This window comes from Streptosporangium sp. NPDC049046 (genome assembly GCF_040649155.1).
In the GTDB taxonomy this organism is placed as follows: Bacteria; Actinomycetota; Actinomycetes; order Streptosporangiales; family Streptosporangiaceae; genus Streptosporangium.
The window spans coordinates 1-12,797 of record NZ_JBEZEZ010000012.1 but is presented as its reverse complement, the minus strand read 5'-3'; the positions used below and the strand labels follow the sequence as shown (position 1 = coordinate 12,797).

13 protein-coding genes are annotated in these 12,797 nt (G+C 69.9%); 9 read left to right on the top strand and 4 right to left on the bottom strand.

Annotation, left to right across the window (positions count from 1 at the left end; genetic code table 11):
- Nucleotides 1–168 precede the first annotated feature (168 nt).
- Complete coding sequence (locus AB0B96_RS18630) at nt 169–1,050, bottom strand: serine hydrolase (RefSeq protein ID WP_362900112.1); 882 nt, start codon at nt 1,048–1,050, stop codon at nt 169–171.
- On the opposite strand from AB0B96_RS18630, the gene AB0B96_RS18625 reads away from it, so the two are divergent.
- The 4 genes from AB0B96_RS18625 to AB0B96_RS18610 all read left to right on the top strand — a co-directional run bounded on the left by AB0B96_RS18625 (nt 1,049) and on the right by AB0B96_RS18610 (nt 4,350).
- The gene (locus AB0B96_RS18625; protein WP_362900110.1) at nt 1,049–1,201 is read left to right on the top strand and encodes a hypothetical protein; all 153 of its coding nucleotides are present in this window, start codon (nt 1,049–1,051) and stop codon (nt 1,199–1,201) included. The genes AB0B96_RS18630 and AB0B96_RS18625 overlap by 2 nt on opposite strands.
- Before the next feature lie 89 nt (nt 1,202–1,290).
- Nucleotides 1,291–2,415, top strand: a complete 1,125-nt coding sequence (locus tag AB0B96_RS18620; protein ID WP_362900109.1) for a LysR substrate-binding domain-containing protein — start codon at nt 1,291–1,293, stop codon at nt 2,413–2,415.
- Nucleotides 2,416–2,826: 411 nt separating this feature from the next.
- Entirely contained in the window at nt 2,827–3,279 is a 453-nt protein-coding gene (locus AB0B96_RS18615) for an ATP-binding protein (protein WP_362900108.1), read from the top strand.
- 372 nt (nt 3,280–3,651) lie between these two features.
- A complete protein-coding gene (locus AB0B96_RS18610; protein WP_362900106.1) occupies nt 3,652–4,350 on the top strand; it encodes a DsbA family oxidoreductase in 699 nt (232 codons plus the stop codon).
- 27 nt (nt 4,351–4,377) lie between these two features.
- Here the strand turns inward: AB0B96_RS18610 and AB0B96_RS18605 are convergent, their stop codons facing one another.
- Together AB0B96_RS18605 and AB0B96_RS18600 are read right to left on the bottom strand one after the other, a co-directional pair.
- The gene (locus AB0B96_RS18605) at nt 4,378–5,010 is read right to left on the bottom strand and encodes a thymidine kinase (RefSeq protein ID WP_350946770.1); all 633 of its coding nucleotides are present in this window, start codon (nt 5,008–5,010) and stop codon (nt 4,378–4,380) included.
- Nucleotides 5,011–5,246: 236 nt separating this feature from the next.
- Complete coding sequence (locus AB0B96_RS18600; RefSeq protein ID WP_362900104.1) at nt 5,247–5,885, bottom strand: hypothetical protein; 639 nt, start codon at nt 5,883–5,885, stop codon at nt 5,247–5,249.
- Nucleotides 5,886–6,220: 335 nt separating this feature from the next.
- Here AB0B96_RS18600 and AB0B96_RS18595 point away from each other — a divergent pair, with 335 nt between their 5' ends.
- The 5 genes from AB0B96_RS18595 to AB0B96_RS18575 all read left to right on the top strand — a co-directional run bounded on the left by AB0B96_RS18595 (nt 6,221) and on the right by AB0B96_RS18575 (nt 12,160).
- Complete coding sequence (locus tag AB0B96_RS18595) at nt 6,221–6,667, top strand: hypothetical protein (protein WP_362900102.1); 447 nt, start codon at nt 6,221–6,223, stop codon at nt 6,665–6,667.
- 209 nt (nt 6,668–6,876) lie between these two features.
- The gene (locus AB0B96_RS18590) at nt 6,877–9,006 is read left to right on the top strand and encodes a hydantoinase/oxoprolinase family protein (protein WP_362900100.1); all 2,130 of its coding nucleotides are present in this window, start codon (nt 6,877–6,879) and stop codon (nt 9,004–9,006) included.
- Entirely contained in the window at nt 8,999–10,918 is a 1,920-nt protein-coding gene (locus AB0B96_RS18585; protein WP_362900098.1) for a hydantoinase B/oxoprolinase family protein, read from the top strand. The genes AB0B96_RS18590 and AB0B96_RS18585 overlap by 8 nt, the downstream gene beginning before the upstream one ends.
- Before the next feature lie 278 nt (nt 10,919–11,196).
- Nucleotides 11,197–11,400 (top strand): cold-shock protein, encoded by a 204-nt coding sequence (locus tag AB0B96_RS18580; RefSeq protein ID WP_068904148.1) that lies wholly within the window; start codon nt 11,197–11,199, stop codon nt 11,398–11,400.
- Between the two features lie 112 nt (nt 11,401–11,512).
- Nucleotides 11,513–12,160 (top strand): histidine phosphatase family protein, encoded by a 648-nt coding sequence (locus tag AB0B96_RS18575; protein ID WP_362900096.1) that lies wholly within the window; start codon nt 11,513–11,515, stop codon nt 12,158–12,160.
- Between the two features lie 145 nt (nt 12,161–12,305).
- Here the strand turns inward: AB0B96_RS18575 and AB0B96_RS18570 are convergent, their stop codons facing one another.
- A complete protein-coding gene (locus AB0B96_RS18570; RefSeq protein ID WP_362900094.1) occupies nt 12,306–12,635 on the bottom strand; it encodes a hypothetical protein in 330 nt (109 codons plus the stop codon).
- Nucleotides 12,636–12,797: the final 162 nt, after the last annotated feature.

Here is a 12,797-nt window from a genome sequence, read left to right as displayed (position 1 = left end):
AGCAGGTGAAACGGGGTCCCGGCGGCCCTCGGGGCGGCAGAAGCCGCCTCGGCCGCGATGTGCCGGCGGCGGGAGTCGCCGGGCTCGTCAGCGCGTCGCCGGAACTCGTGTCGGCGGGACTTGAGGGGCTCGTCGACGCGGGCTCGTCGACGCGTCGGCGGGCAGGGCTCACCCGGCTCGCAGCGCGTCGACGGCGGTCCGCGCGGCCTGGCCGATCGCCAGGTCGACGTCGAGACGCCGGGTGGGCAACTCACCGCTCCGGGCGAAGACCGCCACCGCGTAACTCTCCCCGGAGGGATACTCGACGACCCCGGCCTCCATGTGCAGGCTCGGCAGCGTCCCCGTCTTGGCCGCCACCCGCGTACCCGGCGGGAAACCCGAGGCGATCCGCGTCCAGAAGATCTGTCGTGTCAGGTAGTCGCGGACGGCCGCGCACGCCTCCGGCGGCCCCGCCTCGTCGCGCCAGATCAGTCCGAGCAGCCCGGTCACGTCGCGCGCCGTGCTGGAGGTCGTGCGATCGGGGTCGAGGACCCGCAGCCCCCGAACCCGCTCTGGGGACAGCGTCGGGAAGATCCGCGCGAACTCGGCGTCGTCCCGCGCCCCCACGTCCGCGAACATCGACTCCAGCACCTGCCTGGGCCCGCCGATCACACGCGTGCGCTCCAGTCCCAGCTCCGCGGCGAGCATCCGCACGGTGTCCAGGCCGATCCTCCGCATCAGCAGGTCGGCGGCGGTGTTGTCACTCACCTGTACGGCGAAGTGGACGAGATCACGCAGCGACATCTCCACGTCGTCCGCGCATCCGGCGGTGCCCCACCCGCCGAGCCTGTCCTCCGCCGTCACGAGAACCCGCTCGGCGGGGTCGAGCTGGCCTGCCGCCGCCTGACGGGCGAACTCCAGGACGAGGAGCACCTTGAAGATCGAGGCGATCACGACCTGCTCGTCGGCGCGTACGGCGATCTCACGGCCCTCGGCGATGTCCAGCGCGTGCAGGTGCCCCTCCACCCCCGCGGACGCGAAGATCTCTGCTATCCGTTCCTCTGGCGACATGCCCGCCACGCTATCCAGTCCCGCGCCCCTGTCCGGACCCGCCGCCGGGTTCCCGCCCGTGCTCGCCCCGGGAAGCACGCCGGAGCCTGCGGCCGGGTTCCTGCCCGTGCTCGCGCCGGGAAGTCTCCGGGACCAGCCACCGGAGCCCTGAGCCTTCCCGGACCCGCCGCCGGAAGCCTGTTCTGACCTGCGGCGCGACGCGGGTGCGCGGGGCCGTGGGCGATCGCCTATCGTGACGCCGTGGACCTCACCCGGCATCTGCGGCACTTCCTCGTCGTCGCGGAAGAACTGCACTTCGGCCGTGCCGCGGAGGTGCTGGGCATCGCGCAGCCTCCGCTCAGCCAGTCGATCCAGAGGCTGGAGCGCGAGCTCGGCGCGGAGCTGTTCGACCGCTCGCGCCGGCAGATCGAGCTCACCATGGCGGGACGGCTCCTCGTCGGGGAGGCCGGACGGTTCCTGGCCGGTGAGGAGCGGCTGCGGACGACGATGCGCCAGGCCGCCGACGGTGAGCTGGGAACTCTGCGCGTCGGGGTGCCCCCGGAGATGCCGGCCGTGACGCTGCACGCCCTGCTGGGACATGTCGGGGAGGAGACGCCGGGACTGCACCTGGAACTCCACGAACTCACCACCCCGGAACAGCTGCGCGGCCTGGCCTCCGCCCGCCTCGACGCGGGTCTCGTGCACCACCCCGTCGAGGTTCCCGGTCTGCGGTCCGGCCCCGTCGTGGAGGTCCCGCTGGGCGTGGTGCTGCCACGTACCTCCCCCCTGGTACTGACGCGGCCGGGCTCGCGACCCGAGCCGGAGCAGGATCCATGGCCGCAACAGGACCCCGGGTCCGTCTTCGGTTCCCGGCCGGAGGCCGGAAGCGGGGCGAACTCCAGGCCGGACCCGCAGCCGGGCTCGCGGCCGGAGACGCGACGGCCGAGGGGGCGGCCGTGGGAGATCGCGCTGGCCGACCTCGCCGGGCACGACCTCGTCGTCTTTCCTCGCGAGACCTCCCCGGCGTGGTACGACCGGATGCTCGATGTCTGCCGCGCCGGGGGTTTCTCACCCGTACGCCTTAAGCACGCCCGCAACCCGGAGTTCCTGCTGGGGCTCGTGCTGGCCGGGCAAGGGGTGGCGTTCGAGCAGGAGGCGATAGCCCGCAGGGAACCCCGCCTGGTCTGGCGCCCTCTCGCCGGTAACCCCCTCGTCCGAGGGATCCACGTCGTCTGGCCGGAGCGGTCGGCGCACCCCGCCGCCGCCAGGTTCGCCACCCTGGCCACCGAGGTCCTCACCCGGGACGCCGCAGGGACACCACGGGTGGCGTCCGGGACGTCACCGTCGCCTACGCCCCGCCCCTGGTCCGTCATCTACACCCCCTAGTTTCCTCGTCCCCGGCGGGTCGTGAGGGAGACGAGCTTTACCCGGCGTGCGGAGAATTCCGCATCGCAAAGAATGCTCTACCAGGACAAGACCGTGTATCTGTCGACCCTCAATACACCTGGGTGTAAATACAGATAAATCGATACATAAATGGCGACAAAATCAACGGCGCGTTCGTTCGGGGAGTGTGCTGGAAGATCCCACACCATGTACGGGTCATAGAACGGATGAATGCGGTCGACGACGGAGTTTCCCGGTTACGGTCGGAACCGTCCGCCGCGAACCGGCCGTGCCGAGGGACCGCCGAGGGCCGCTGAGAGGCGGGAGGCGGGAGGCGCGGGTGCGTGTCAGGGCGCTGTCGCCGGGAGACGGAAGCGTTCCCGTCCATCGAGGGCTTTTCGGGAGGTCGGCATGAGACTGTTCGCCCATCTCGCCCTCTTCGTGGCCGCCGTCCCGCTACCTCGACCCCGCCCCAAGAGAGCGTCCTGGCCGCTCTTCCCCGTCGCGGCCTCGGTACCCAGGGCCAGGTGGCTGATCGGCGGCCGGCTGGCCCAGTGGGGAATCGACGGCCAGAGCGAGGTCGCCCGGCTGCTCGTCAGCGAGCTCGTCACCAACGCGCTGCGCCACGCGTGGGGACCGATCCGGCTCACCATCTCCTACCGGGACGGAACGCTGCGCTGTGAGGTGGGTGACGCCAATCCCGACCCGCCCATCCCACGCGACGCCCACGAGGACGACGAGGGAGGGCGCGGGTTGCAGCTGCTGGAGCTGCTCTCCGACCGGTGGGGCAGCGACCGCACGCCCATGGGAAAGGTCAGCTGGTTCGAACTGGCCGACAGGCGTTCCGGTGGTTCAGCGGCGTGAGAGGGGTAAGAGGGCTTTCGGGGACCCGGCTCACCCGACGCGAGAGGACGCTTCTTCCCCGTGAACGACACGCACGACTCGCGCCGCTCGGACGGCGGTACGCGAGGAGAAAAGCGGGCCATGCCCGCGCACGCACACGAAGGAGTCCCGAACGATGCGTCAGATCCGGATCCGCAGGCGACCGCGACGCCCCATCAAGGGCCTGCTGGACCTGCGGACCCCGTCGGGAAGGCTGCTGCCGTACTGACCCCGCCCCGCCGGGCGTGAACACCCCGTCCGGCGCCGCCCCTCATCCCGTCGCGCGGCCCGCGTCCCCGGATGACGGGACGAATCAGCGGAATCAGCGGCCCCCCGTACCGGTTGCAGCGTTGTGTGAAGGTTGAAATTTACTCAGACGTCGTCTGCCCCTGGTGCTACATCGGCCACACCCGCTTCGCCCGTGCCGTGCAGCGCTACCGGGCCAAGGGCGGTGAGGTGGAGGTCGAGTTCAGGCCGTTCCAGCTCGCTCCGGACGCGAAGTCCAGCGGCGAGCTCACGCGAACCTGGGCGGCGGCGAAGTTCGGCGGGGCCGAGCAGGCCGCCCAGATGTTCGCGAGGGTGTCCGGGGTCGCCGCCGAGGACGGGCTGGTGCTGGACTTCGATCACGCGATCCAGGCCAACACCCTCGACGCGCACCGCCTCATCCAGCTCGCCGGGGAGCAGGGCAAGGGGGAGGAGGCGCTCTACGCCCTCTTCCGCGCCCACTTCACCGACGGTCTCGACATCGGTTCCCGGGAGGTTCTCGCCGGGCTGGCCAAGGAGATCGGCGTACAGGCCGACCTGGACGGGGAGGACGGCGTGGCGGCGGTGAAGGAGGAGCTGGCCCAGGCCCGCGCGATCGGTGTCAGCTCGGTGCCGCTCTTCCTTTTCGAGGGCCAGTTCGCCGTCTCCGGAGCCCAGCCGGAGGACACCCTGCTCGCGGCTCTGGAGGAGGTCGCCGAGCGGACCGGCCAGTCCCCGGCCGCGCGGGCCGTGAAGGCCGCGACGGCGGGTGGCGACGCCTGCGACGACGAGGGCTACTGCCCGGTCTGATGGTTTTTCTCCTGCCCGGCGGAGAGGTCAGCCGGGCAGGCCGAGCTCGCCGGAGCGGTGGTGGCGGCGGCACAGGACCTGGTAGCGGATCGGATCGGCGCCCGTGTCGCCGATGACGACCTGCTCACCCGTACGGACCATCCTGCCGCCGACCACCCGGGCGTTCAGGCGCCCGGGGCGCCCGCACCAGCACAGCACCTCGACCTGCAGGCGGCTGATCTCGTCGGCCAGCTCGAACAGCCGCTGGGCGGCGGGGAACATCTGCGAGCGGAAGTCCGAGGCGAGGCCGAAGGCGTAGACGTCGATGCCGTGGTCGTCGGTGAGATCGGCGAGCTGCTCGATCTGGGCGACCGTGTAGAAGCACGCCTCGTCGCAGATGACGTAGTCGATGGGTTCGTGCGCGCGGACCAGGGCGACCAGGTCGAGGTCGTCGACGACCTCGACGGCCTCGCTGCCCAGGCCGATCCGGCTGGTGACCTGCGGGGCGCCCGAGCGGTCGTGTTTGGTGAGCACCAGCCCGCGCCTGCCCTGGCGGCCGTGGTTGTAGTTCATCTGCAGGGCCAGCGTGGACTTGCCGCAGTCCATCGGGCCGAAGTAGAAGCGCAGCACTCCGTCCCGGGAACCGGTGGGAACGGCGGAGAGGGCAGACAATTCGGTCACGGGGCGCCAGCCTAGTGCCCCGGCCACGCTCCGCGATCTCCGCCCCTGACGATCGGTTCGCCGCTCTCGGCTGCCGCCGGGGCGTACGGCGTCTCCCGCCTCGCCCGGTGGGACCGTTCGCGGCCTCGCCGGGCGGAAGCCTCCGGAGCGCCCGGGGGAACGGGCCCAGAAGGGGGCCGGGGCCGGCCGAGGGAGGTTCGCCATCCCCGGCGGGCGAGCCTCCCTCGGCCGGTGGGTCAGAGCTCGCCGCTCTCGATCGCCGCCTTGAGACCCGCCTGCGTCGCCTGGTGGGAGGAGACACCGTTCGTCACGGTGAAGTCGAGGAGCAGGATGCTCGCCTCGAAGGTGAGATGCTCGGTGACGCGCGTCCGTCCGTCGCCCAGGTCGTGAAAGACGATCTTCTGGTGCGTGACGACGTTCGGCAGCGTCCAGGTGTCGGTCTCGTAGTAGAGGGCGTCGCGGTGAATGCGCTGCTGCGCGTGCGTGTTGACGGTGACGGGCAGTCCGGCGACCGGGATGTTCTCCACGGCCGTGAAGTTGACGTAGCGCACCCCGGCGTCGGTCCGGTCGGCGTGGGTGACGACCCGCTGCAGGAACGAGTGCGCGCCGAGGTGGTTGTTGATATTCGAGTAGGCGTCGAACACGTGCTCCACCGGCGCGTCGATCTCAATCGAGACGTCGCGCTTGGCCTGGCCGCGTCCCGTGATCGGGAGGGGAGCGGTGAGGCACTCGTAGAACCTGTAGGTGTTCCACGCGATCTGCCACTGGGCGGCGAGAACGGGGTCGGTGTCGGCGCGGGCGGGGGCCGAGAACACGGTGGTGAGGAGGACGACGGCGGACAGCGGGGCCACGAGGAGCCGGAGGAGCTTCGTCACAGATACCTCTGGGAGCCGGACGAGAGTAGTAGATCTCTTGTATCTCGTCTGACCGTGGTTTAGTACGCCGCAGACGGATCGTGATCGCGATGTTTCATGGATGGCTCGTTTTCTTACATCCTTCAGAAAAGAGGGCTATCTCCGCGCGACACTGAGCCGCGCGGTGTATCAGGACGTTTGGGGAGATGATGTCCTGGTAGGGGTGGGGGGTCCCCGGCCGACAAGCGCCGGCCACGCCCCGACTAAGTCCCGACAAGACCTGACATGGTCTGACTTGGCTTGACGGCGAAAACCATGGGAGATTCCTTTTGGTCTATCGAAAAGTGGGAGAATCTGTGACGACCACCAACAACTCCGCTCCACCCCACGGCAAGACCCCGGCCGTCGTGACCTCAGGCCCCTCCAGCGCGGAGACCGCCGAGATACCCACGGCCCTCGCGGCGATGATGACCGAGGACGAGGCCGTCGCCGCCCAGGCCGAGGCGGCCCGCTGGCGATACGGGTTCTACGTCGTCATCGTGGGACTCCTGGTCATCCTGATCGGCTTCGTGGTGATCGCGATGCGCGCCGGCGACACCGCCGCGCCGTTCGCCGGGCTCGTCGGCGTCTCCGGCGCCATCATCGGCGCCTACTTCGGCGTGCAGGTCGGCCAGTCCGGCAAGGACCGGGTCGAGGCCGAACTGCGCCGTACGAACGAGATGGCGATCCGCCTCGCCGCCAAGATCCACGCGCACGACGCCGACGCGGTGATCAACACCACCATGGGCCCCCGCCGCCGCTAGAGCCCACCCCTCGACCCTCCCGGCCCGTGACGGCGAGGCCGTCTCCGGGGCGGGAGCGTCGTCGTCGGTGAGGCCGCTTCCCGGGTGGGAGCGTCTCCGGAGAGGTCGCCTGCCACGCCACCTGCCGCCAACACTGCACAAGGAACGGCCACAGCTTCGGCAGGGTCCGCCGATTTGTGGACTCGCCGGGACTGGGTAGACACGGGGGCATGCGCAGCGTCCGTATCGGGGTCGACACCGGAGGCACGTTCACCGACGTGGTGGCGGTGGACGAACAGACCGGTGAGATCACCACGACCAAGACTCCCTCCACCCCGGCCAACCCGGCCGACGGGTTCATGGAGGGGGTGCGAAAAGTCCTGCGTAAGGCGGCCGGCGCCGAGGACGTGACGATGGAGGCCGTCTCCGCCGTCGTGCACGGCACCACGGTCGCCACGAACCAACTCCTCGAAGACCGCATCGCCGACCTCGGCTTCGTCACCACCGAAGGCTTCGAGTTCATCCTGGAGATCGCCCGCCAGAGCGTGCCGGACGGCTACGGCAACTCCTACTTCTGGGTGAAACCACCCCGCATCGTCCCGGTGCACCGGGTCAGGACCGTCGGCGGACGCCTGGACCACACCGGAGCGGAGGTGCGGCCCTTCAACGAGGAGCAGGCCGTCGCGGCGGCCCGCTGGTTCCGCGACCGCGGCATCACCGCGATCGGCGTGTGCTTCCTGCACTCGTACGCCAACCCCGCCCACGAGCAGCGCATGCGAGAGGTCCTCGAAAGAGAGCACCCGGACGCCGTCGTCTCGCTCTCGTGCGACGTGCTGCGCGAGTACCGCGAGTACGAGCGGTCGGTCACCACCCTCGTCGACGCGGCGGTCAAACCGACCATGCGCCGCTACATCGCGAACCTGGCCGAACGCCTGGAGGCGGCGGGGAACGCGCGTACGGGAAGCCCGGAGGAAAGCACGCGGCAGGGAAGTGCGGAGAAGGGAAGCGCGGAGAGGGGGAGCGGCATGCCGTTCTCCGTCATGAAGAGCAACGGCGGCGTGCTGTCCGCGGCCGAGGTCGTGCACCAGCCGATCACCACCGTGCTCTCAGGACCGGCCGCGGGCGCGCTCGGCGCCGCCCTCATCGCCGCCACCGCCGGACACCCCTCGGTGATCACCCTGGACGGCGGCGGCACCTCGACCGACGTCGCGGTGGTCGTCGACGGCGAACCATCCCTCACCACCGAGGGCAGCATCGGCCGCTACCCCTGCAAGATCCCGATGATCGACATCGTGACCGTCGGCGCTGGCGGCGGCTCCGTCGCGTGGATCTCACCCGAGGGCACGCTCAAGGTCGGGCCCCGATCGGCCGGAGCCGACCCGGGCCCGCTCTGCTACGGCCGGGGCGGCACAGAGGTCACCGTCACCGACGCGCACGTCTTCCTCGGCCGGGTCCCGCCGCACCTGCTCGGCGGGGAGATCCCGCTCGACGCCGACGCCGCCCGCGAGGGCATCGAGGCACTCGCCGGCAAGATCGGCCTGACCCCGGAACGGACCGCGGCGGGCATCCTGGAGATCAGCGCGTTCAACCAGTCGAACGCCATCCGCCAGATCACCGTCAAACGCGGCCTGGACGTACGCGACTTCCCCATGGTCGCCTTCGGCGGCTCGGGACCGCTGCTGGTCTGCCGGTTGATCGACATCCTCGGCCTGCCATCGGTGATCGTCCCGCCGGACCCGGGCAACGTCTCGGCCTTCGGACTGCTCACCGTGGACGTCAAGAACGACTACGTACGCACCTTCGTCACCCGCGACCTCTCCCTGAAGGACGCCGAGGAGATCTTCGGCGACCTGGAGGGACAGGCCGCCTCCGCCCTGGACCGCGAGGGCTTCCCCGTCGACGCGCACGTCTACGCGCGCAGCGCCGACCTGCGCTACAACGGCCAGGCCTACGAGGTGAGAGTGCCCGCCCCCGCAGGACCGCTCGACGAGGCATGGCGGGCCGAGGTGCTGGACCGCTTCCACACCGAGCACCGCAAACTCTACGGATACGGCTACCGCGACGACCCCCGGCACGGCGTCGAGTGGGTCAACCTCCGCGTCTCCGGCATCGGCCCCATCACCCGGCCCTCCATCGGACGCAGACCCCACGGCGACCCGCGACCCGAGCCCACCGCCTCCCGCGAGGTCTTCTACGACGAGTGGGGCAGCGCCCCCACCCACCGCCGCCGCGACCTGACCGCCGGAGCGAGGATCACCGGCCCGGCGGTGATCGAGGAGTACGGCTCCACCCTGCCGCTCCACCCCGGCTTCACCGCGACCATGGACGAGTTCGGAAACCTGGAGGTACGCCGTGCATGACGCGGATCGGCCGACGATCGCGGACGAGCGAGGAACGGTGAGCGGTGAGCGACCGGCGAGCACGGGCGGGCGGCCTACGAGCGGGGCCGACCCGGTACTGGTGGAGATCGTCGAAGGGACCCTCGCCTCGGTGGAGATGGAGGTGGAGACGGCGATCGCCCGCACCGCCCGCTCACCCATGATCCGCGACGCGCACGACTTCCGCGCGGGCATCCACGACGTACGGCTGCGCAAGCTGACCGGCAGGTCCTACTCGGCGCTGGTCCAGCCGATCGTGCGGGACTTCCCGATCGACGAGATGAAGCCCGGCGACGTGTTCTTCCACAACGACGTCTACCTGTCCGAGGGCGGCATCGGCCACCTGCCCGACCTGTGCGTGACGGTCCCGGTCTTCCACGAAGGACAGGTCGTCGCCTTCGTCCAGGCGTTCGGCCACCACGACGACATCGGCGGGGCCGTACCGGGCTCCATGCCGAGCAACGCGCGCAGCGTGTTCGAGGAGGGACTGATGGTCCCGCCGATCAAACTGTGGGACGAGGGCGTACCCAACCGGGCGGCACTCACGATCATGACGCGAAACTCCCGGATGCCCGACTCCCTCGCCGGAGACCTGGACGCCGAGTGCTCGGCCTGCCTGATGGGCGCGCGGCGGCTGGGAGAGCTGTTCGACCGCTACGGGCGTGAGGCGGTCGAGGCGTGCTTCGACGCGATCATCTCCAACACCACCGAGACGTTCCGCAGGGAACTGCTCGCCAAGATCCCCGAGGGCACCCACGTCTGGGAGGACTACGCCGAACACGACGGCGTGGACGCCCCCCGCCTGCACACTCAGCGGATGACCCTCACCGTCGACCACTCCGCGCCGGTGCCGCTGGTGATCGACTTCACCGGCACCTCCCCGCAGGCCAAGGGTCCGATCAACCACGCCGGCGACTACGCCGACGGGGTCTTCCTGAAGAAGTGGCTCGCACCGATCCTGCGCAACCTGGCCGACACCCCCGAGCGGATGGCCGAACTCGACGTCAACGAGGGCGTCGTCCCCCTCATCGAGATGCGCTTCCCCGAGAAGGGCACCCTGCTCACCCCGATCTTCCCCGCCCCCACCAACGCCCGCACCTTCGTGATCCTGCGCCTGCTGGGCGTGCTGGCCGGGGTGCTGGCCAAGGCGACCGGCGGCCGGATGCCCGCCGACCAGGAGACCATCCGCTACACCGGCGTCTACGGCGACGGCCTCGACGGCACCCCGTACCTGATGAGGGAGGTCCTCGGCGGCGGCTCTGGCGGCCGATGGTACGCCGACGGCGAGGACACCATCCACGTGGTGCCCGACTCGCGCAACATCCCGGTCGAGTTCGCCGAGTCCCGCTGGCCCTTCCGCGTCGAACGGCTCGGCCTGGCCCGCGACTCCGGCGGCCCCGGCCTCTACCGGGGCGGCCTCGGCTACGACAAGCACCTGCGGATGCTCCGCGACGCCTCGTTCATGTCCATCGCCGACCGCTCGATCCTGTCCTGCTGGGGCGTGAATGGCGGCCGGGCCGGGCGCCCCTTCGTCGTGGAGATCGAAGGGAAGGAGATGGAGGGCCTGGTGGACGACTCCCCGGTCCGCGCGGGCGAGATCATCCGGGTCCGCACCACGGGCGGAGGCGGCTGGGGCTCCCCGCTGGACCGCGACCCCGCCCTGGTGGCCGCCGACGTCCGCGACGGCAAGGTCTCACCCGAGGGCGCCCGCGACGACTACGGGGTCGTCCTGAGCGGCACCCCCGACGATCCCCAGGCGGACACCGAGGCCACCGAGGCCCGCCGCGCGGAACTGCGCACCCTCGCCCCCGCCGACGCGCCCTTCTTCGACCGAGGCCCCGGTTTCCCCACCCTTTCTGGCGGCCTGCCGTACGCGGAGGTGGACCTCGTGTGACGCTCCGTAGGGTGCCCATCCCCGCCCGCTCACGCCGTCCGCCGGGCCTGTCGCGACGGCGGCCCGGCGGCGGGGGTGGACTCGTGCGATGGTCCGGGCAGGTGCTAGCCTGGACGTAGTTGCGGTTGTGGTACCCATGAAACTTTGTGTGCACCTGACGGATGACCCTTCAGGTGCATTTTTGTTTTGCCGGTCATCTCCGGATGGGCTCATCGCGGCGACGCGGGTTCCGCGCGGTGCGGATCCCGGCTCTGCCCCCTGTTCGAAGGAGAATGATCATGGCAACTGGAACCGTCAAGTGGTTCAACTCGGAAAAGGGCTTCGGCTTCATCGAGCAGGACGGCGGCGGCGCCGACGTCTTCGCCCACTACTCCAACATCGCCGCCCAGGGCTACCGTGAGCTGCAGGAGGGCCAGAAGGTCTCCTTCGACGTCACGCAGGGCCAGAAGGGCCCGCAGGCGGAGAACATCGTCCCCGCCTAGTAGCACCTGTACTTCACGGGCCGGGGCCCGCACCTTTCCAAGGTGCGGGCCCCGGCTCGTTTCGTGTCCGGCGTTTCTTTCCCACTGATCGAGAAAGTGTTTTCATACGAGAATGCCACTGACGATCACTGTGGTTCGACATGGCCAGAGCGAGTCCAACCTGGCCTTCGAGGAGGCTTTTCACACGGGCAGGGCGGTCGTCCTGGGCAGCCCCGATTCCGAGGCCAGGCTGACCCCGCTCGGCAGGGAGCAGGCCACCAGGCTGGGGCGGCACCTGGCGGCGGGGGATCCGCCGGAGCTCGTCCTGTGCTCGCCGTACCTCAGAGCCGTGCGGACCTGGGAGCTGGTCGCCGCCGAGCTGGACGCGGACCCCGAGGTCCGGCTGGAGCCGAGACTCAGGGACCACGACATGGGGCGGTGGTCGGGGATGAACGCGTTCGCGATCAGGGAGAGGTTTCCCGACGAGTCGGAGAACCTGGTCGCGCGTCTGTACGGCGGCTTCCGGCCCCCGGAGGGGGAGAGTTTCCCGGACCTCGCCGCTCGGATCCGCGAGGTGGTCGAGGAACTGCGTGCCGGGCACGCCGGCCGCCGGGTTCTCGTCGTCGCGCACGACTCCGTCGTGCTGATGTTCAAGCACGTGATCGAGGGCGTCCCGATCGACTCCGTCGAGGCGTCCGGCCCGGTCGGCAACGCCTCGCTCTCGGTGTGGCGCGACTCCAAGCCCGAGATCTTCAACGAGATGGGACACCTGCGGGGGTAGTGCTCTGAGTGGGTTCCGCAGAGGGCTTGAATGACTTATAGAACCGAACCCTGGCGCGAGGTGCCCATGAGGAAGATCCCCGGGTTTTCGACTCGTGGGATCCCGATCCTTGACCGGGGAACCGTCCATACGGTTAGGGCGTGTTTTAGAAGTCGGTGATGTGCCTGGTTGGCCGTCCGGGGAAGTGGCGGGCGGCCAACCAGACGGTGAGGTCGCGGGCGATGTCGTTGATGCTGCTTGAGGTGGTGACCTGGTGCTCGTTTCGGGTGCTGTCGCGGCGGACGACCTCGTATCCGCCTTCGTCCAGCACAGCCACCGAGGCGAACCAAACAGGGGCGTCCTCATCGGGCTGGATCACGACGAAGGTGTTGTCGGAGTCGTTCAGATCACTGATCATCATGAACAGCGCGTCCTCGGATGGGTCGTCAATGCGGTCGCCGTTTTCGCTGTCGGCGCCGTAGTACTGAGCCCCCATCTACGCTCTCCCTCTTCGCCCTGCTCGACGTGGTCGCGGTCAGCATGGCATGCGAAAGCGGCCGCTTTGCCGGGTCACAGCCATTCGCCGATCGCGGCAATCAGCACGGTGGCCTCGAAGCGGACCGCGAGCTTGTCAAAGCGGGTGGCCACCGCCCGGTTG